Annotated in this window: 14 protein-coding genes; 11 read left to right on the top strand and 3 right to left on the bottom strand. The window is 60.1% G+C overall.

Annotated features, from left to right (window positions below; translation table 11 throughout):
• Positions 1-26: 26 nt before the first annotated feature.
• The 9 genes from tssK to AO692_RS24770 are packed head-to-tail and all read left to right on the top strand — an operon-like array spanning position 27 to position 11,440.
• Positions 27-1,361 (top strand): type VI secretion system baseplate subunit TssK, encoded by a 1,335-nt coding sequence (gene tssK, locus AO692_RS24810; protein WP_054312736.1) that lies wholly within the window; start codon positions 27-29, stop codon positions 1,359-1,361.
• Positions 1,362-1,365: 4 nt separating this feature from the next.
• The gene (gene tssL, locus AO692_RS24805; protein ID WP_054312735.1) at positions 1,366-2,688 is read left to right on the top strand and encodes a type VI secretion system protein TssL, long form; all 1,323 of its coding nucleotides are present in this window, start codon (positions 1,366-1,368) and stop codon (positions 2,686-2,688) included.
• The gene (gene tssM, locus AO692_RS24800; protein WP_054312734.1) at positions 2,688-6,230 is read left to right on the top strand and encodes a type VI secretion system membrane subunit TssM; all 3,543 of its coding nucleotides are present in this window, start codon (positions 2,688-2,690) and stop codon (positions 6,228-6,230) included. The genes tssL (AO692_RS24805) and tssM overlap by 1 nt, the downstream gene beginning before the upstream one ends.
• Complete coding sequence (gene tagF / locus AO692_RS24795; protein ID WP_054312733.1) at positions 6,212-6,766, top strand: type VI secretion system-associated protein TagF; 555 nt, start codon at positions 6,212-6,214, stop codon at positions 6,764-6,766. Before tssM ends, tagF begins: the two co-directional genes overlap by 19 nt.
• A complete protein-coding gene (locus AO692_RS24790; RefSeq protein WP_244483482.1) occupies positions 6,738-7,907 on the top strand; it encodes a DUF2169 domain-containing protein in 1,170 nt (389 codons plus the stop codon). The genes tagF and AO692_RS24790 overlap by 29 nt, the downstream gene beginning before the upstream one ends.
• Positions 7,904-8,962: a beta-ketoacyl synthase N-terminal-like domain-containing protein gene (locus tag AO692_RS24785; RefSeq protein ID WP_054312731.1), complete on the top strand. Its 1,059-nt coding sequence runs from the start codon at positions 7,904-7,906 to the stop codon at positions 8,960-8,962. The genes AO692_RS24790 and AO692_RS24785 overlap by 4 nt, the downstream gene beginning before the upstream one ends.
• A complete protein-coding gene (locus AO692_RS33755; protein ID WP_082407540.1) occupies positions 8,962-9,906 on the top strand; it encodes a DUF4150 domain-containing protein in 945 nt (314 codons plus the stop codon). The genes AO692_RS24785 and AO692_RS33755 overlap by 1 nt, the downstream gene beginning before the upstream one ends.
• Positions 9,899-10,456 (top strand): SMI1/KNR4 family protein, encoded by a 558-nt coding sequence (locus AO692_RS24775; RefSeq protein WP_210168306.1) that lies wholly within the window; start codon positions 9,899-9,901, stop codon positions 10,454-10,456. Before AO692_RS33755 ends, AO692_RS24775 begins: the two co-directional genes overlap by 8 nt.
• A gap of 21 nt (positions 10,457-10,477) precedes the next feature.
• The gene (locus AO692_RS24770) at positions 10,478-11,440 is read left to right on the top strand and encodes a type VI immunity family protein (RefSeq protein WP_054312729.1); all 963 of its coding nucleotides are present in this window, start codon (positions 10,478-10,480) and stop codon (positions 11,438-11,440) included.
• On the opposite strand, the gene AO692_RS24765 is transcribed toward AO692_RS24770, so the two are convergent.
• The 3 genes from AO692_RS24765 to tssI are packed head-to-tail and all read right to left on the bottom strand — an operon-like array spanning position 11,418 to position 15,292.
• The gene (locus AO692_RS24765; RefSeq protein WP_054312728.1) at positions 11,418-12,527 is read right to left on the bottom strand and encodes a HEAT repeat domain-containing protein; all 1,110 of its coding nucleotides are present in this window, start codon (positions 12,525-12,527) and stop codon (positions 11,418-11,420) included. The genes AO692_RS24770 and AO692_RS24765 overlap by 23 nt on opposite strands.
• Complete coding sequence (locus AO692_RS24760; RefSeq protein WP_054312727.1) at positions 12,527-12,955, bottom strand: DUF6484 domain-containing protein; 429 nt, start codon at positions 12,953-12,955, stop codon at positions 12,527-12,529. The genes AO692_RS24765 and AO692_RS24760 overlap by 1 nt, the downstream gene beginning before the upstream one ends.
• A gap of 9 nt (positions 12,956-12,964) precedes the next feature.
• The gene (gene tssI, locus AO692_RS24755) at positions 12,965-15,292 is read right to left on the bottom strand and encodes a type VI secretion system tip protein TssI/VgrG (protein WP_054312726.1); all 2,328 of its coding nucleotides are present in this window, start codon (positions 15,290-15,292) and stop codon (positions 12,965-12,967) included.
• A gap of 249 nt (positions 15,293-15,541) precedes the next feature.
• Here tssI and tagH point away from each other — a divergent pair, with 249 nt between their 5' ends.
• Together tagH and tssL (AO692_RS24745) are read left to right on the top strand one after the other, a co-directional pair.
• Positions 15,542-16,606, top strand: coding sequence for a type VI secretion system-associated FHA domain protein TagH (tagH, locus tag AO692_RS24750; protein WP_054312725.1), 1,065 nt, complete (start codon positions 15,542-15,544; stop codon positions 16,604-16,606).
• Between the two features lie 422 nt (positions 16,607-17,028).
• Complete coding sequence (tssL, locus tag AO692_RS24745) at positions 17,029-18,381, top strand: type VI secretion system protein TssL, long form (RefSeq protein ID WP_348271479.1); 1,353 nt, start codon at positions 17,029-17,031, stop codon at positions 18,379-18,381.
• Positions 18,382-18,395 lie beyond the last annotated feature (14 nt).

Genomic DNA, 18,395 nt, shown 5'->3' with positions numbered 1-18,395 from the left:
GATGGTTCCGCGCGGAGAGTAGCGGCATGAGCGATGCAAACAGGGTGCTATGGTCCGAGGGCCTGTTTCTCAGGACCCAGCACTTCCAGCAGCAGGACCGGTTCTTTGAGGGGATGGTGCGCGGCGCATTGCGGGCCGGCCAACTCCAGACGTTCGGCTTCCAGCAGCTGACGCTCGACCAGTCGCTGCTCGATACCGGCCAGGTCTCCATCGTGTCGGCGCGCGGCATCTTTCCCGACGGTACGCCATTTGCCATCCCGGAGACGATGGATGCGCCCAAACCCTTGCCTGTAACGGCCGACACCGGCGCCGGGCCAGTGCTGGTCGCCCTGCCGCTCGAGCCACCCGGTGGGGTCGGTTTCGACCCGGCGCATGCGGCATCGACGGGCGCGCGCTATCATGGCCGGATCGTTTCGGTCCGCGATGCCGTGCAGGGCGGTGCCGATCCGGAAGAGATCGAGATTGCCCGACCGCAGGCGCTACTGATGGCGCCGGGCAAATCGGTGGGCGGCTATACGGCATTGCCGATCGCAGACATCAAGGGAATCCGCGCCGACGGCGGCATCTCGCTCGACGAGGCCTTCCTGCCGCCGACGCTGATCACCGGCGCCGTCGCCTGGTATCGGCAATTGCTGCAGGAGGTGGTCACCGGCCTCAGCCAGATCGCGGAGGCGCATGGCAAGATGGTCATGGGTGGCCCGGGCCGGAGTGTCGAGGACCTCTTGATGCTCCACCTTGCCAATGCGGCTCGTCCGCGGCTCGCACATATGCTGGCGCAGGATGTCTTCCACCCGGCCGAGCTTTATCTTGAGCTTGCCGGCCTCGCCGGCGAGATGGCGACCTATGGTTCGAGCTCGCGCCGGCTCAGCGAATTGCCGACCTATGACCACATGGCGCCCGGCCCCGCCTATATGGCGCTGGCAGATGCCCTGCGCTCGCTGATCCTCAGTCTGCGCTTCATCGAGCCGAAATCGCGCGCGCTGTCGGTCATGCGGCACGCGACCAATGTCTGGAAGGTGCGCATCGACAATCCAAAACTTCTGGTGGCCAGCCGCATCGTCATTCGCGTCGGCTCAGAGCTTTCTGAGGACGCGCTGCGCAAGATCTTCGTCAACCAGGCGACTGTCGGCTCCGCCGACCAGTTCGAGGGGCTGTGGAAGTCGCGCCTGCCCGGCATTCCGTTGAAACCGCTTCATTCGCAGCCGCGCGAAATTCCCTATGACGGCGATCGGCTCTGCCTGGAGCTGGATCAGAAGAGCGAGCATTGGGCCTCGCTGCTCGATGCCCCTGGCTTCGTCATCGGGGTTTCCGGCGTCCTGCCGAGCGAACCGCAAGTCGACTGCTATTCGGTGAATAGGTGAGGTCATGAGCCGGGATGATCCTTTCGGACTGTCGGAGGATCGCGAACGCACCCGTATCAGGCTGACGGGTGCAGCGCCCAGGCCGATGGCGCCCCTTGCGCCCGGAGTGCCGGTGAAGCGGGCACGCGCCCATCCCAATATATTGATCAACACCTTCGCGCCGCTGCTTGAATTCGCGCCGGAGCTCGAAAGTGCGCTGGCACCGGAGAATCCTGAAGTGATGCGCACGCGCCTGCTCGACGAGCTGGTGCGGGCGCGCGACGCGACGGTGGCGACAGGCTCTTCGCTGGAGCGCGCCGACCAGGCTGCCTGGGCAGTGGCCGCCCTGCTCGATGACCTTGCACTCAATACGCCATGGGGCGGTGCCAGCGCATGGCCGCGACAGCCCCTCGTGGTCATGCTGCGCGGCGACGTCGATGCCGGCACCCAGTTCTTCTCGCGCCTCGATGAACTCGAGCGGCACCCTACCCGCGACCCCGAAATGTTGGAGCTGCAATATTATTGCCTGGCGCTCGGGTTCCGCGGAAAATATCGCGTGCCCGGCCGTGCCGGCGACCGCTCGCTCAATGCGGTTCGCGTAGCGGCGGCGCGCTTCCTGCGCAATCCCGACGCCGAAGACGCGGCGCTGTCGCCGAACTGGAAGGGCGTGCTCGCTTCCGATGAGCCGCAACGCTTCATCATTCCGATCTGGGTGATGGCGCTTGCGGCGATAGTCATTGCCGCCGCCACCTATATCGGCTTTTCCATGGCTCTGAGCAGCCAGGCGGTGGAACTCTCCGCACTGGTTCGCGCGTTGCCGCCGCCCGTCCGCGGAGACGTCATGCGCGCTGCACCGAAAGCCGGCACGCCCGAACCACCAGAGCCGGTCGATTTCGCCCTGCTGCCGGAATTCAAGGCTGAGGCTCCAGACAATCTCAAAGCGGCGCTGAGCGGGACGGAGAGCGTGTCGCTGGCCAAGCTGGTCGTCCAGTCTTCCAGTCCCGAGCTGTTCCAGTCGTCGCGGCCGACACTGACACGGGGTTACGCACCGCTGGTTGCGTCAATCGCCAAGGTGATCCTTGCCAACCAGGAGTTGATCGGAAGCATCACCGTCGTCGGCCACACCGACAATGTGCGGCTGCAAAAATCCAACCCGCTCTCGTCCAACCAACGGCTCTCGGAAGCACGCGCCAGGACCATAGCCGACCTCCTGGTACAGGCAGGCGTGCCGCAGGAGCGCATCCATTCCGAAGGCCGCGCCGAGACCGATCCGGTGGCCGATAACTCGACGCGCGAAGGCCGCGCACTCAACCGGCGTGTCGAAGTCCTGGTCGAGAAGAGGCTCTGATGTTCATTCTGCGCTTCCTCTGGGCCGTCCTGACCTCACGCGTCCTTTGGACGCTGATCGGCATCGGCCTGCTTTCGCTGCTCATCTGGGTGTTCGGTCCGATCATCCAGGTAGGTCCCTACGCGCCATTCGATTCCGACAATGTGCGCATCGCCATCATCGCGGGGTTGATCATCCTGTGGCTGATCTGGCTGATCATCGCCCAACGCCGCGCGATCCGCGCCAACCGCATGTTCGTCGCCGAGATTGCAGCGCCCGTGGAGGCAAAACAGCTTACCCCTGGCGAAGAGAATGTCGCTGCCGTCGGCGCCAAATTCGGCGAGGTCATGGCGGAACTGAAGCGTCGCAAGCTTGGTGGCCGCAAGTTCCTGCGCGAGATGCCATGGTATGTCATCGTCGGCCCACCGGCCACCGGCAAGACGACGGCTCTGCGGCAATCCGGCCTCAATTTTCCGATCGACCTTACCGATGACCTGCAAGGCGTCGGTGGCACACGCAACTGCGACTGGTTCTTTTCGGAGAATGCTGTCCTGATCGACACCGCCGGCCGCTACGTCCAGCAGGAAAGCCAGCCGGACGTCGATGCGACCGAATGGCTGGGCTTCCTCGATCTGCTCAAGAAACATCGCGGCCGGCGAGCGCTCAACGGCGTGATCGTCGCACTATCGATCGATACGCTGTCTGAAGGCGACGAAGCCGTCAAGGCGCATGGTCGCAAGATCCGGCGCCGGCTGGCTGAGCTGAACGATCGGCTCGAAATGCGCCTGCCTGTCTACCTGATGCTGACCAAGGCCGACCTGATCAAGGGGTTCGAGGCGTTCTTCGGCAGCCTGTCGACGACAGCCCGGGAGCAGGTATGGGGAACCACCTTTCCACTCGATGCGCGCATCGATGCCAAGACCATCGAAAACGAGCTCGCCGCGCTTGCCACGGAACTGGAGCGGCGGCTGGTGCCACGCCTGGAAGACGAGGACAAACTCGGCTTGCGCGCCGAGATCTTCCGTTTCCCAGCCCAGCTTGCGAGTCTTTCCGAACCGATCCAGGTGCTGATCGAGGCAATGTTCGGCGAGAGCCGTTACGAAGAAGCAGCCTGGTTACGCGGTCTCTATCTGACGTCAGCGACCCAGGAAGGCGCGCCCATCGACCGGCTGACAGCGGCACTTTCCTCCTCTTTCGGGCTGCCGCCACACCGCGCAATGCTGGCGCCGCGTGCCGACAGACGCAGCTTCTTCCTGCGGAACCTCTTGACCGAAGTCATCTTCAAGGAAGCTGGTCTGGGCACATTCGACCCGCTCGCGCAGCTCCGCCGCACATGGATCTGGCGCGGGGCGGCAGCCGCTTGCGCTCTCGCCGCCTTGCTCGCCGGCGGCTTGTTCACCTGGTCCTATCTCGACAACCGCAACGCCATCACAGCCCAGGCAGGTCAGTTCGAAGCGCTGCAGGCGCCGCTCACGGAAGTTGCTGCCACGCCGGCATCAGTTGAACAGCCGACGATGGATGAAGCACTGGCAGCGATGGATGCGGTCGCGACGGCCCGCACCATGCCGCCCGATGCAATCCGCAATCTGGTCGGCCCGACCGCCTCGGCCGAACTCGTGCGCGCGCAGACGGACACCTACGACCACACGCTGCGCAACGTGCTGGAGCCGCGTATGGTGGCGCTGCTGGAAGCCACGATGTGGCGGCAGATCCGTGATCCGGATTTCACGCTCGGCGCACTCAAGACCTATCGCATGATGACAGGCCTGTCGCAGATGGACCCCGACTTCGTGCAAAGCTGGTGGGTGAACAGCTTGCCGGAATTTGCCCCAGCACCCCCCTTCCCCACCGCCGACGCCGAGGAACATCAGCTCGCCGCAATCCGCCGCATGACGGTTGATGACAGCTACATTGCCCCCGACAAAGAACTGGTCGCCGAGGCGCTGAAAGCGGTTTGCACGATATCGCTGCCGGAGCGCGCTTACAGGCAATTGCTGGCCGACCCTGAAGTGGCGGCCGTCAAGGAATGGGTGCCGGCCAACTTCGCAGGCCCCAACGGAGCAAAAGTGTTCGCGCGCCGCTCCGACAAAACGCTGCGTGTCGGCGTTCCAGGACCGTATACCTATGCCGGCTTCCACGATGCCATCCTCGACCGGGTCGAGGATGTAGCGGCGCAGGCAGCGCTCGACCGCGCGGTCTTCGCCGGCGGCTGCTCGGAAAACTCGGAGACCTCCGTCTCGGCGCTGTCAGAGGACATCCTGAAACTCTACTACGACGATTACATCTCGCAGTGGGACAGCTTCTTGCGCGACATGCGGCTGGCACAATTGAGCGACCTCAATATCGCCAGCGAAAACCTCAAGGATCTGTCGAGCGCCGATTCCGCGCTGAAGCGTCTGCTTACGGCGGTCGTCCAAGAGACCGACCTCACCCGCTCCGACGAAGCGCCGGCCGACGGCAAGAACGACGGCGCAGCAAAGACCGGTTCGAAACTGTTGAGCAAACTTGGCAAGCTCGGCAAGGTCGTGAAGACAGGGGCCAAACTCCTGCCACGCGCAGGCTCCGCCAACCAGGTCGACATGACCGGAAGCCTGGTGGCCGATCATTTCAAACCGCTGAAGGGCACGATCACCGAAGTCGACGGCCAACCGCCAGCGCTCGACGCCGCGGTCGTGGCGCTGACGGCGCTATCCAACGTGCTGCAGACGGTGACCGCCAATCCCGACCCGCAGGATGCCATCAAGAAGCAGGGTGGCCTCGCCGAATTGACCGGAGCGGTGGCTCGACAGGCACAGATCCTGCCCTCGCCGATCAACGACTGGCTCGGCGGAATTGCCGGCGACACCAGCAACCTGTCGCAGAGAGCTGTCACCAGCGAACTCAACGCCATCTGGCGTGCCGACATCCTGCCCTTCTGCCAGGCAGCACTCAACAACCGCTACCCCTTCAGCCCCGAGAGCGCGGTGGACGTCAACGTACGTGATTTCCAGCGCCTTTTCGGCCCGACGGGCATGATCGATGCCTTCATCAACGACCACCTGATCAACTATGTCGACACCGCCAGCAAGCCATGGAAATGGCGCGCCGATTTCGGCCTCGATCCGGTGGCGCTGGCCGCATTCGAGCAGGCGCGACACATCCGCGATGACCTGTTTCCCGGCGGCACCGGCCCGGTGATGAATTTCACGCTGGAGCCGAAGGATCTGTCGCCCAATCTGGCGCGGGTGACGCTCAACCTCGATGGCCAGAACCTCGTCTACTACAACAACGCGACCAGGCCGCAGCCAATGACGTGGCCCGGCAAGGACGGAACGGGCGTGATCTCGCTTGCCTTCCAGCCGGTCGACGGTTCGCCCGAGGTCTTGCTCAACGAGACCGGCAGTTGGGCGTGGCTGAGGATGCTGCGCGGCGGCAAATTCACCGGAACCAAGCTTACCGACGTCTACAGCCTGCGGTTGGGCACGAAAGGCATGTTTGCTGATTTCGAACTCAAGGCGGCCAGCGTCGAGAACCCCTACACGCTCGAGATGTTCAAGAAATTCACATGTCCGCCCCAGATCTGAACGCGCCCGGCTTCTATGGCAAGATGCCCGCCACCGGCGATTTCGTGACCCGCCGGCTGCCAGGTGATTTCGTGCGCGTCTGGGACCGCTGGCTGGCGCAGCATATCGTTCCGTTGATGGCCTCGGACACCTGGCCCCACAGTACGGCGCTGCGTTTCCTAGCCGGCCCGGCCTCCTTCGGTGTCTCGACCGGCATAATGTTGCCTAGCGCCGATCGGATTGGCCGACAGTTCCCGCTGAGCATCATCGCGCGGCTCGCCGAGGCACCGCTCGAGTTTGTCTACGCCGATGCCTGGTTCGAAGACATCGAGGACGCTGCTTTCGCCGCGCAACGGGGTGAACTCACCCCAGACCAGCTGGATGCCGCGCTGACCGCCCTGCCCGCGCCATCTGTCGAGCCGGACGTCGAGGTCATCGACGATCTCGTCATGTGGACCGCGCGCACGGATATTTTCGACGTCGACCCACAGGCACCGGGAAAAACCGTGGGGCGGATCTTCGCAGCAATTGGAAGACCAGCCGATACAAGTAATTGATCGAATTCGGTTTCTTCTCTTCGGGAGAAAGCAGGAAAATACACTTGGTATCGTAATTCCACATAAGGGTGCTTCTGTTTCGATGTGGATACTAACTAACCATACTCCGTTTGCTGCTCAGGAAAGCTGGACGCGAGATGAGCGGGGGCATGAGGTCTGGCTGATAGCGATCAAGGCGTCCTTCGAGGTCGATCCCGACGGCAAGCAGCAATTGCTGAAAGACCAGACGCCGGTGACGCTTGCGCCGGTGCACGGCGCTGATCCCAACGAACTTCTGGATGAAACAGACCTCAATATCGAAAAGAAACATACTGACGTCCTGGTTGACGGACATGTCTATGCGGCTGGCGGGCGTCCGAACAGAGAAAGCGCTGCGCGAATTAAAGTCGGCGACGTGGACAAGACCCTAAGGGTGGTGGGTGACCGCGTGTTCATGCCTGGACCGGTGTCGGTGCGATTGGGCCAAACGGAGCCATTCACAAAGATGCCGGTTAGTTGGCGCCGAACCTATGGTGGCACGGATATGGACGCATCAACGCCAAACTGGGATCAGCGCAATCCAATCGGCACAGGATTTGCCGTCGATCCGCAGCGATTGATTGGCAAAACGGGACCCAATTTTGAGTATCCCGACGCGCCCTATCGCGATCACAGGGGTGGCACGCCTGCCGGCTTTGGTCCTGTTGCACGACACTGGCAGCCGCGGATTGGATATGCCGGCACATATGGTGACGAATGGAAGAAAACGCGAGACCCGCTTCTGCCACGCGATTTCAGCCGAATGTACTACCAGTGCGCTCCAGAGGATCAACAAACCAAGGCGCCGCTGCTCGGCTATGAGGACGTTCGGCTCGGTAACTTCACCGAGGACGGTTTCTGGCAATTTCTCTTGCCCCGCATAAAATTCGACCTCACCACCGAGTTTTATAACCGCCCGGATCGCGAGAACGGCGAAGCCACCATCCATACCCTGCGCATCAGACCTGGTCTGCGGCAATTTTCGATTACTTGGATGTCGGCATTGCCGGTGCCATTCGACGAGGAGCGTCTGAAAAATACAAATCTGCGTATCAGACCCCGCACGGGCATTTCGGCGACCGTCGCGGCGACTGGCATATGGCAGCCGGAAGAAAACGAATGATCGCCAAAGAAGATACGATCGTCGTCGTCGGTGTTGGAGCGCGGACGCCGCTCGGTTTCGACGCCGCCTCCAGCGCGGCGGCTGTCCGGGCAGGTATCTCAGGTATCCAGGACCATCCCTACATGGTCGACCGGTTCGGCGAGCGAATGAAAGTGACTCGCGACATCGGCGTGGACGAGGACCTTACCGGACCAGAAAGAGCGGTAGAGATTGCGGTCTCGCCAGCACTCGACGCTTTGCGACCGCTACAGGCAGCAGTGCGGTCGGCGGCCGTTTCCCTCATTCTCTCCACCGGAGAAAGCCGGCCAGGCCAACCCGAAGGGTTTGCCGTCCAGGTAAACGCCAAACTCCGCAAGCAACTGTCCCAGCATGTCCTCTTCGAAGGTGGCGGCTCAGTTGCAGGTGGCCATGCCGGGGGACTGCTGGCAATCCATCACGCCTGCAAAACATTGCGAGATGGGAAAGCCACTTTTTGCCTCGCAGGAGGTGTGGACACCTATCTCGAGCCGGAAACTCTCGAGTGGCTGGACGAAAATGAGCAGCTTCACTCCGAAGGCAATATCTATGGTTTCTGCCCTGGCGAGGCGGCTGGCTTCTGCCTGCTGACAAAGCTGAACACCGCGCGCAGCTATGGTCTGCAGCCTCTTCTTGAGATCGTCGGCACCTCCACCGCGAGCGAAGAAAACAGGATCAAGACCGAAACGGTCGTCCTTGGCGAGGGACTGGGCGCAGCCTTTCGTTTCCTGTTCGAGGATGCTCCGATAAACCCGGTTGGTCGGATCATCTGCGACATGAATGGAGAACGCTACCGCGGCAATGAATACGGCTTCGCCGTCATCCGCAATCCGGGCCGCTTCAAAGATGCTGCGGATTTCGAAACACCAGCCGACTGTTGGGGCGATGTTGGTGCCGCATCTGGCCCGCTGTTTGTGTGCCTGGTGACCGAGGCGGAAGCCCGAAACTATCAGAACGCCCCACTGTCACTGATCTGGGCGAGTTCCGAAAACGGATCTCGCGCGGCCGTTCTGCTAGGTGGACCGAGGAGACCGGCCTGATGCCCAGTCACATCACGGTCAATGGCCTCGGATTGACCTACAAAGGCACGATCGGTCTTTCAATCGCGACGATCCCCGATGTCTGCAAGACGCCGAGCCCTGGTGGTCCGATCCCTTTGCCTTATCCCAACATCGCCACCCAGAGCACATTGAAGGATGGGACGACGACCGTCTTCGCAAAAGGCGGGAAGATGATCGCCGTGAAGGGCTCACAATACGGCATGAGTTCGGGCGACGAGCCCGGCACCGTAGGCGGCGTCAAATCCAACGTCTTCAAGAAAGCGACCGACTGGATACTTTACTCATTTGACGTGAAGATGGACGGAAAGAATGCCTGCCGGCACACGGACAAGAAGTTTCACAACGACAAAAATACAGTGAATCTCGCCGGCGATGTTGATCCTCTTGGGCCAGCCAATACCAACCCGCTTAAAATCGACTGCGCCAATGGGCCGGCGAAAAAGAAGGGAAAGAAGCACGTCAAGTTCGACGACTGCGAGAAGCAGGAGATTTGCGCCAAGTGCGCCGCGATTAACGAGGCCGCTAAGGCAGGCGAGATCAAACGTGTGACATGGGATGGGAACCGCTCCGCGGGCTATGCCAAAAGGCGCACGGAAGGGAACACTGAATGCAAACGCCTCAAAGACGCGGCGGTGGCCAAAAAACCTGCTGAGATCGAATTCTACAAAGACTGCGCAAAGGAGAAAGCAGAGAAGAAAAAGTACTCCGGATTTAGCCCCGACCATAGCAACGAGCTGCAGCTAAATGGGCATCCAACTGACGCCAAAAATCTCAAATGGATGTCTAGCCGCGCAAATTCATGGATGGGGTCGAGCATGAAAAAGTATCGCGCCAAGACGGATTTCTGGCGGCAGGGTGGAAACAAACCCCATACCGGGGTCTTTCCGAATTGTTGCGGATGGAAGGAGCCAGCCAGTGCCTAACAAACCGAACATAAGGGAATTGATCGAGAAGATCGTCGAAGCCCAACGGAAGTATGACTCGCTCAAATATGACGAAGAACTGCCACACGAGCTTGGCAAGCCGGCGACAGATGACGAGATCAGCAGCCTGGAGAAGCGGCTGGGCATACCATTGCCGGAATCCTATCGGGAATTCCTCACGCTCCACAATGGCTGGAGCGATTTCGACGCTGGTGGAAAGCTGTTGGCTACGCACGACCACAATAGCAAATGGGTGAAAGAAAAGATCGAGTTTTGGGGCGACCTGTGGCCAGCCGAAGAAGACAATCCCTTTGAGAACGGCGCGCTCCCGGTCATGTTTGGTGAAGACTTGAGTCACTTCCTGGTGCTTGACCCCTCCCGCGTCAAGAAGAATGGAAAAATTGACTTCGTCGAGTATGAGGACATGTACGAAAGCGACGTCTACAAGGACTTCGCCGATTATTTGGGTTTCAAGCTTGAGACCCTGGAATACATGATTGACGAGGAATTGAACGGCGTTTCAAACGACGCAGATAACGACGAAGACTAGGGTCAGATTGGGTGCAGGTTCATGAAGCTGCCACCGCCACTGCTTCGGCCATTCGTCCTGGAGGGCAAGGTCGCGTGCAGGATCATGCTCGACCTGACCGTCTACCTCAAAGGACCCACGCAAGCAGAGCTCGATTTCCTCATTGATCTCTATCGGCGGACATCGCCACCCGGGTCTATTCAGAGAATCGGGCTTGCGGAGTTTCCCTACTGGTTGCTCGCCTCCGCGCCTGAACTGACACTTAGTGGACGCATCGCCGCAGCCCGTGGAATTCCCGATCCCTATCTGCAACCGGTCTACAGGCGCATTCGCGAGGGCAGAGCGTTCGAGCTTCGCTACTGGGACCACGTTTCGATTGACGATCCGCGAGGCAGCTGGAGTTTCTCGTGCCATCGAATTCATCTGCGCAACAGCGGCTTACATTCGGCGTTGCGTGTACTCTTTCCACTCGACACGGATGTCGAGGTGCTCGTTGGCATAGCCCGCGATATCATCGACAACGTCGAATTTATCTCGGGCCATGGCGGCCTGACATTTGCCTATGATCCCTGGCAACGGATTGCAGCTTTTGACCACATATACGCGCAGGCGAAGCGTTATTGGGGTCTAGACATCGAGAATATGAACTTGACGGTTCCAGTCAGTAACACCGGCATCAAAACGGTAAGCTGGCTGACGCTCTTTGGTAAGGGCCTGTCGGCGGTGGATCCCGCATGGACGGAATTGGTGAGAGGCTGCGCTTCCCTTCCCTTGGTCAACATCGAGCGTGGGCGACGGGGCTACCTTATGCGACTGGGCTTGGAACCAGACATTGAGGACATGAACCGACCGAAAACGATGAATGACTTATATTTCCAAGCAAGCCGGCGCCTCGAGCCTCTCTTTCTTCGGGAACATCCTAGATTTTCGGGGAGGCTCTTTTTTGAAAACGCGGACACGATGGGCTGGATTAGGAGATTCATCAATCCTTCGGACTGGCGATAGGTTCGAAGAGCAGACGCTGTCCGATTGCCCATTGTTTCACTCTGTCCGCCACCGGCAAATACGGAGGATCCTGTTCGAAATACTCGGCAATCTTTTCCCCCAGCAAATCCGGTTCGACGGAGAAAAGCTCGTCGAACTCCTTGGCTTCAGGGAAAAGCTCCAGAAACGATGCGCCCGCAGCGGCGGCGAAAGCAGGTGCCCGCATCTGGTGAATCAGCCAATGCAGAATAGTTCGGTCACCCAACATGCCGGCGCCACGCAAGGCCAATGGCGCTGTGTCGGGTGATTTAAGAAGGCTGCTCATCCAGGCACGAACATCTTTGTCCGGCCCGGCCTTGATCACAGCGCGTAGCGCTGTCTCTGCGTTAGAAGATCCACTGACGGCAATCTTACGCAATTCAGAACTGGCCAAGTCTCCTGAACCGAGTTCGGTCAGGGACCATGCGGCCCAAAATCTCGACGCCTCTTCAGCGTCGCCCAACGCCACCACAAGTTCCTGAATGAGATCGGCCCGCCTCAACTTGCCGGCAAGGCGTAAGGAAACCGCGCGAGTACTCGCATCCGGATCACGCACAAGTCGCTGCAGTATTTGCTTCGGATCGACGTCGTGCTCAAGACAGGCCGATACGCCAAGATATCGCTTGAACGCGTCAGCCGCACCGATCCAATCGCGCACCAGCGGAGCGATTACCGTCGCCTCATGCCACACAAGCGCACCAACCAACCCGCGCGCGTCATCCGCACTTCGACGACCGTGCTCGACAACCTCAGCCACACGCCGGCTGTCGTTGAGTTCGATCGCGAGCCACCCAAAGAGGAACAGTTCCCCCTTTTCGGGAAAATCTTCATAAGCCGCGACTATGAAGGGCCACGCTGCCGGCCCGGCGATGCGCAGGCCATCCAGGTTGGCTTCGAGTCGTCGGTCGATGCCAGCAACCGCCTTCAGGTTCGGCGGATCGGTTGCCATCAGCGTGTCGCGCTGAGCCCAGAAAAACGCGGCCTGCTCGACATGCTGCCTGACGACATCCGGTACAATTTGCCGCTTCGGCGCCTCTTCTAATTTCGGCTTTCCCATTGTCGCCAACATCAGTTGAGATCAATGGAGCCGCCGCGGATGCGATTGGTAGCGCTCGCCTGGCTAGTGACATAGGTGCCGCGAATGGTGATGCGGCCATCCTTTTCCATGATGATGGTCGCCTTACCGCAACGCAGTTCAATGCGCTCGCCGCCGATGATACACACGCGCTCACCGTCGCGTACGACACGCGGCCCTATGGCCTTACGCGCCGGCTCGATAACCCGGCCAACGATAAGCGGCATGACGGAATTGCCCTCCTGAAAGAGCAAGGCTACCTCGGAGCCGACCATATCAGACGTCAGAGCGGTCAAACTGCGCGCGGGCAATGCTGTCTCTTCCGGATTGCCGGGGAACACCACCAGCGGCGATCCCGAGTCGTCGAAGCCGAGAAAGATGCCGATCATCACACCGTCAATACGCTCGCGAAGGCGTTTCATCGCTGCACCTCAATTCTCGCTGATCTTCGAGCCCTTCATTGTGATGTCGCTCGATGCCTTGATGCCGATCTTGCCCGATGCTTTCACAGAGATATCCTTGCCCTCTAGGGCAATCGTGCCGTCCTTCTTCATCATGAACTTGGCTGACCCACATTTGATGAGGATCTCGTCGCCAGCCGTGATGATGAGCTTTTTTCCGACATTGATTGAACTATCTTCCCCGATCTGGATTGAGCTCGCGCCCGTCACAGAGAGTGAATGCCCCCCACCTACCGTGGTCGAGTCATCTGCCGCGATGCTTGCACTGCGGGCGGCGCCTACCGAGAAAGTTTGGCCAGCACCGATTGTGACACTCTGATCTGCACCAATATTGACGGTTTGCGCTGCCGCGATGTTCCAGCTGTCCGCAGCGCCAATATCGTGGCTCTGCCCCGCGCCCACGCTCACCGATCGTGTCGCCCCGATCGTGTTCGTCTGCGCCGCGCCCACGGTCCTTGCTTCAGCAGCGCCCACCGTATCCACGCGGGCGGCACCCACCGTCACAGTCTGAACCAACCCCACCGTCTGCGAATGGTTGGCGTCGATGTTTTCCGTCGAATTGGCCACGACATGGATCGTCTCGTTGGCCTGGACCGTCAATGAGCGGTTTGCTCCCACCGTCTCGGTATCATTGCTGCCGATGTTGGTGGTCTGATCGACGCCGATCTTGACCGTCTTGTTGTTGCCGACGTCCTCATCGAGGTTGTGGCCGACGGAATGCTTGGCGTCGTGGTCGATGCGGTCGGACTGGTCGTGCTGCACCGTCTTGTTGCGATCATGCTTGATCAGCAGGTGGTGGTCCTTCTGGGCCTGGAAATTGACCAGCTCGGAGCCTGCCTTGTCCTCGAACATCAGTTCGTTGTAACCGCCGCCGCCTTTCGAGGAGTCGGATTTCCAGCCCGATTGCGTCGCATTGCCTGGCAGCCCGTAGGGCGGCATCTGCGAGGCATTGTAGACCCGGCCGGTGATGATCGGCAGGTCCGGGTCGCCCTCGATGAAATCGACGATGACCTCCTGTCCGATCCGCGGGATCTGGATGAAGCCCCAGCCGCTGCCGGCCCAGCTCTGCGACACCCGCACGAAACAGGAAGAATTCTGGTCCTTCTTGCCGAGCCGATCCCAGTGGAACTGCACCTTCACCCGCGCATATTTGTCGGTGAAGATTTCTTCTCCCGAAGGGCCGACCACCGTTGCCGTCTGCGGTCCGCGCATGATCGGCCGCGGTGTAAGACGCGGCGGCCGGTACGGCACTTTGGTGGGAGCCACGCCCAGCATAACAGTGAAGTTCTCACTGTGCGCCTCGTTCTGGGTCCGGTAGCCCGGATCGAACAGCCGATATTCAGCGCTGATTACCAGATATTCCTGGTTCTGGTCCTCGCGCGGAAAGCTCTCCAGATTGAACTTACAGCCGGAAAAAAGACCGCGCACGGTCCCAGCCGCTGTGGTGCGCAGGTGCACCGCCTGAAGTTCCTCGCGGCGGATTCCAGCAATGGCATCGCCGCGTCCAACGTCGAGATGCGCGCCGGGCTGGCGGTAGTTTTCGCCAGAAGCTTCCTTGTGGCTGAACGGCTGCGCGGACTTCGCCATCAAATCGGCGCCAGGCTTCTCGAAATCATAGTCGGTATGCGTATAGGCGCCGGGTCGCACCATGCTACCTGGGATCCATTCAGTGATGTATTCGACATCGCGTCGCGAACCCCGTCCCTCGAAATTGTAGAGCACCTTGTCGTAGCCCGGCGCAGGCTTCAGCTTGCTCATCGCATCGCAGAGCACGAGCGTGTGTTTACCCTCGTCATGCTCGAAGAAATAGAAAATGCCCTCGTGCTCAAGCAGCCGTTGCACGAAGTCCAGGTCGCTCTCATCGTACTGCACACAGTATTCGCGCGATGGATAGGAACCTTGCAGCCGTTTTTCGAATTTCGCCGTGCCGTATTTCGAGAATATCTTTTCGACGATCTCCACCGCGGTCATGTTCTGGAAGATACGGCAATCGGTGGTGTTGCCGAGAAACCAGAGCCATGGCCTGACCACCGCTTCGTAGAAGGCCAGCCTGTCTTCGAGGCGGGTAAGCCTGAACTCCGACACGAGACCGCTGAACCAGCGCTTTGGGTCGGATTCTCCCTCGATCGAAACGATGCCGCCCAGCATCTTCAGCGGATCGACGTCGCGGCTCTTGGAGACGAAGCCGACAGTATACGCAAAACAGCGGCTGATCTCATCGCGGCCGATGAGATGGGTGAAGGTCAACAGGTCGGCGCCTACCGGCGTCTGCACAACCGTGGCGCGTTCGTTTGGCATGGGACGTGCCCCTCCTGGACGCGACCGCCAGTGTGATGAATTGAAGCCCCCGTTCTGTGAAATGCGTCACGTTCGGGAATTTCAAAAACACCGCACGAAACCCTTTCGAGCGTAGCATATGTTTGATGAGGGCTAAATAACTGCGTCGCAAAACAGCGGCTGGTGCCCTCCTGTGTGAAACGCTCCTCGCCCACTGCCCCTGCAAGCTGCTAGAATAGCCAAGATATCAGGCTCGCGGGGCGGTTCCGGATGTTCATCTCGCTCCAGATCAGCAATCTCGATGGGCTGCCAGCGGGGGTCGCTACAAGCTATGCTGCCCGTGATTGCGGCTTCGATATCGGCCGGGAGAATTGTGACTGGACGTTATCGGATCCCGACAAGTTCATCTCGGGCCGTCATTGTGAAGTCGATTTCCAGGCAGGTGCATTCTGGCTCTACGACGTCTCGCGCAACGGAACCTTCGTCAATGGCTCCAGACAGCGCATGACCACCCCTCATAGACTGACCAACGGCGACAGGCTGCTTATCGGCCGCTATGTCATTGCGGTTTCGACCGATGAAGGGCGCGTCATCATCGGTCAAGCAACCGGAACGACGCAACGCGAACTGTCGCCGACGGGCCGCCCGATAGAACCCGACATGCCATCACTTAGGTCCCTGGAGCGACACCCCGCTCCAGCAGCACCGATATCGACGTCCTCATTGCTGCAGTCCGGCGCGGCCGCGCCGGTTCAACAGCCGCCGGGTACGATGGAGATCCTGCGAGATATCGCGACTGCAGCTGGCATCGCTCCTGACCTGCTGCAATCGCGCGATCCGCACGAAGTCGCAGCAGAGATCGGCGCGATACTGAGAACCTCCGTCGAGCAATTGTCGCTGCTGCTCAAGGCGCGCGCCGCCGCCAAGGTACTCGCCAAGACCCCCCATCGTACGATGATCGGCGCTGAGGACAACAATCCGCTGAAATTCGTGCCGGGCACCGATGACATATTGGAGATCATGTTTGCCAAGCGCAGGGCCGGCTATCTCGATGCCAAGCACAGTGTCGAAGACGCGTTCCAGGACCTGAAGACCCACGAAATTGCGACTTACGCCGCGATGCAAGCCGCGCTTTTCAGGCTGCTCGATGATCTGTCGCCAGAGACGATCGCCAGAAAACTGCCACCGGCATCTTTCTCGTCAAAGAAGAGCCAGGCTTGGGACGCATTGGTCGCCACCTGGCGCACCATGGAGGAAAAGCACGAAAACGGCGTCCTGGACGTCTTTCTCGCCTATTTCGCCGAAGCTTACGCCAAGGCCGGCAAGCAGAAATAGCCAAGCACAGCCATGTCGGCGGCATAATTGGGCTGTCTGTGACGGGTTTCATAGAACGCACTGTCCCTTCGATCATCCTGCTTTCCGATTTCAATCGGCCTCCTGTGCGATTAGAATGATGGTTGGGAGCTTGCCTGCCGGGCAACGCGGCATGGCTTGGGGCGTGCAGCGATGTCATGTTTCAGCAAAAAGCGCTTTTCGATCCGTCCCAAGTTCCGGCCTGGAAGGTGTAAAGCAGGCCCTTTAGAAGTCAGCCGCACTTTGATCACGGCGCTCCGATGAGCTCGACGGATGATCCCTCGGCCCCTGCGGACCGGACAATCATCCGTGCGCCACGGCAAAAGCAACCGTCCGTTGCAGCTACCGAAAATAGAGAGCCGCAAGGAGTGGGGCACGCTCCACTAGCCGCCCGAGAACCGACGGTGTTCGATACACGCATCGACAAACGGATGCCGACCGGATGGTCCTCTGGAACCGTAGTCTTTCAAGGCTCTGATCCAGGTCTAGCTGCAGCGCCTTCGACACTGCAGCAGGACATCCTTCTCTCCGCAGCAGACCGCATCAAGTACGGAAGCGCAAACCAGATCGTCGCCGCTGCGGCTCCCTTATTGATGTTGCTCGGTCAACTGCGGCTGATGCCGCTGGACCGAAAAGCCTCATCGTTGGCAGAGTACATCGCAAGCGCGATCGAGACATTTGATCGTACTATGACGAAAGCCGGCGTCGAGGAGGATGATGCGCGGATCGCGAAATTTGCCCTTTGCGAAACCACAGACGATCTCGTCGGCAACCTGCCATGGCCAAGAGAAAGTGGCTGGAGCCAACACAGCCTGACGGCGCAGTTCTTCCACACTCAACCCCAGGGGACCGGCTTCTACGAAGCGCTGAATAAAATCCTCGCCAAACCTGAAGCGCATTACGATCTGCTCGAATTGATGCACGCCTGCCTTTCGCTGGGCTTCGAGGGCCAATATCGGGGGCTGGCGAAAGAACGGGAAACCCTCGAACGCGTTCGATGCGATGTCTACGACACGCTTCGCTATTTCAAAGCACGTGGAGCCGACGACATTTCTCCCCGGTGGCAGGGCATGGCTGCAACACAGCCGAAGCAAGGAGCCATGCTTCCGCTCTGGGCGATTGCAGCGGCAGCGATTGCACTGGTGACAGCGGTATTTTTTGGGCTGCGGATACTGATCACCGATGAAGGCGACGCGGCTGCCAAGGAATTGCTGGCGCTCAACCCTTCGGCGCCGGTCACGATCGAGCGCGCCAGCGTGGCGAAGGCCGTCGAAGCGACACGCGCCAACCGGCCGCAACCCACCGCCACCACCCAGATCGACCGTATCCGCGCAGCGCTTGCCAAGGAGATCGCCGCTGGCGGGGTAAGTGTCCGCACGAAGGGCGACTTCATCGTCGTGGAGATCAGCAATCAGCTGTTGTTCGCGTCAGGCCAGGCGGAACTGAAGGCACAGTTCCAACCTGTTGCCGCGGATATTGCCACGACGCTCAATGCTGAGCCCGGGCCCATCAAGATCGTCGGTCACACCGACACTGTGAAGCCGAAGAAATCGAGCACATTCAAATCGAATTTCGACCTTTCGGTTGCCCGCGCGAGAGCGGTCCAGTCGACGCTGGCCAAACTGGTGAAAGACCCTTCGAGGCTGAGTGCCGACGGCAAGGGCGAAGATGAACCGATTGCCGACAATGCGATGCCGGACGGCCGCGCCAAGAACCGCCGTGTCGAAGTGATGATCCAGAAGGAGGAGACGTTGTGAGCGGGCGCGCCGGA

Source organism: Mesorhizobium sp. 1M-11 (genome assembly GCF_001303895.1).
Taxonomy (GTDB): domain Bacteria; phylum Pseudomonadota; class Alphaproteobacteria; order Rhizobiales; family Rhizobiaceae; genus Mesorhizobium.
Note: the sequence above shows the minus strand (reverse complement) of the source record. Positions and strands in the feature narration are given on the sequence as shown.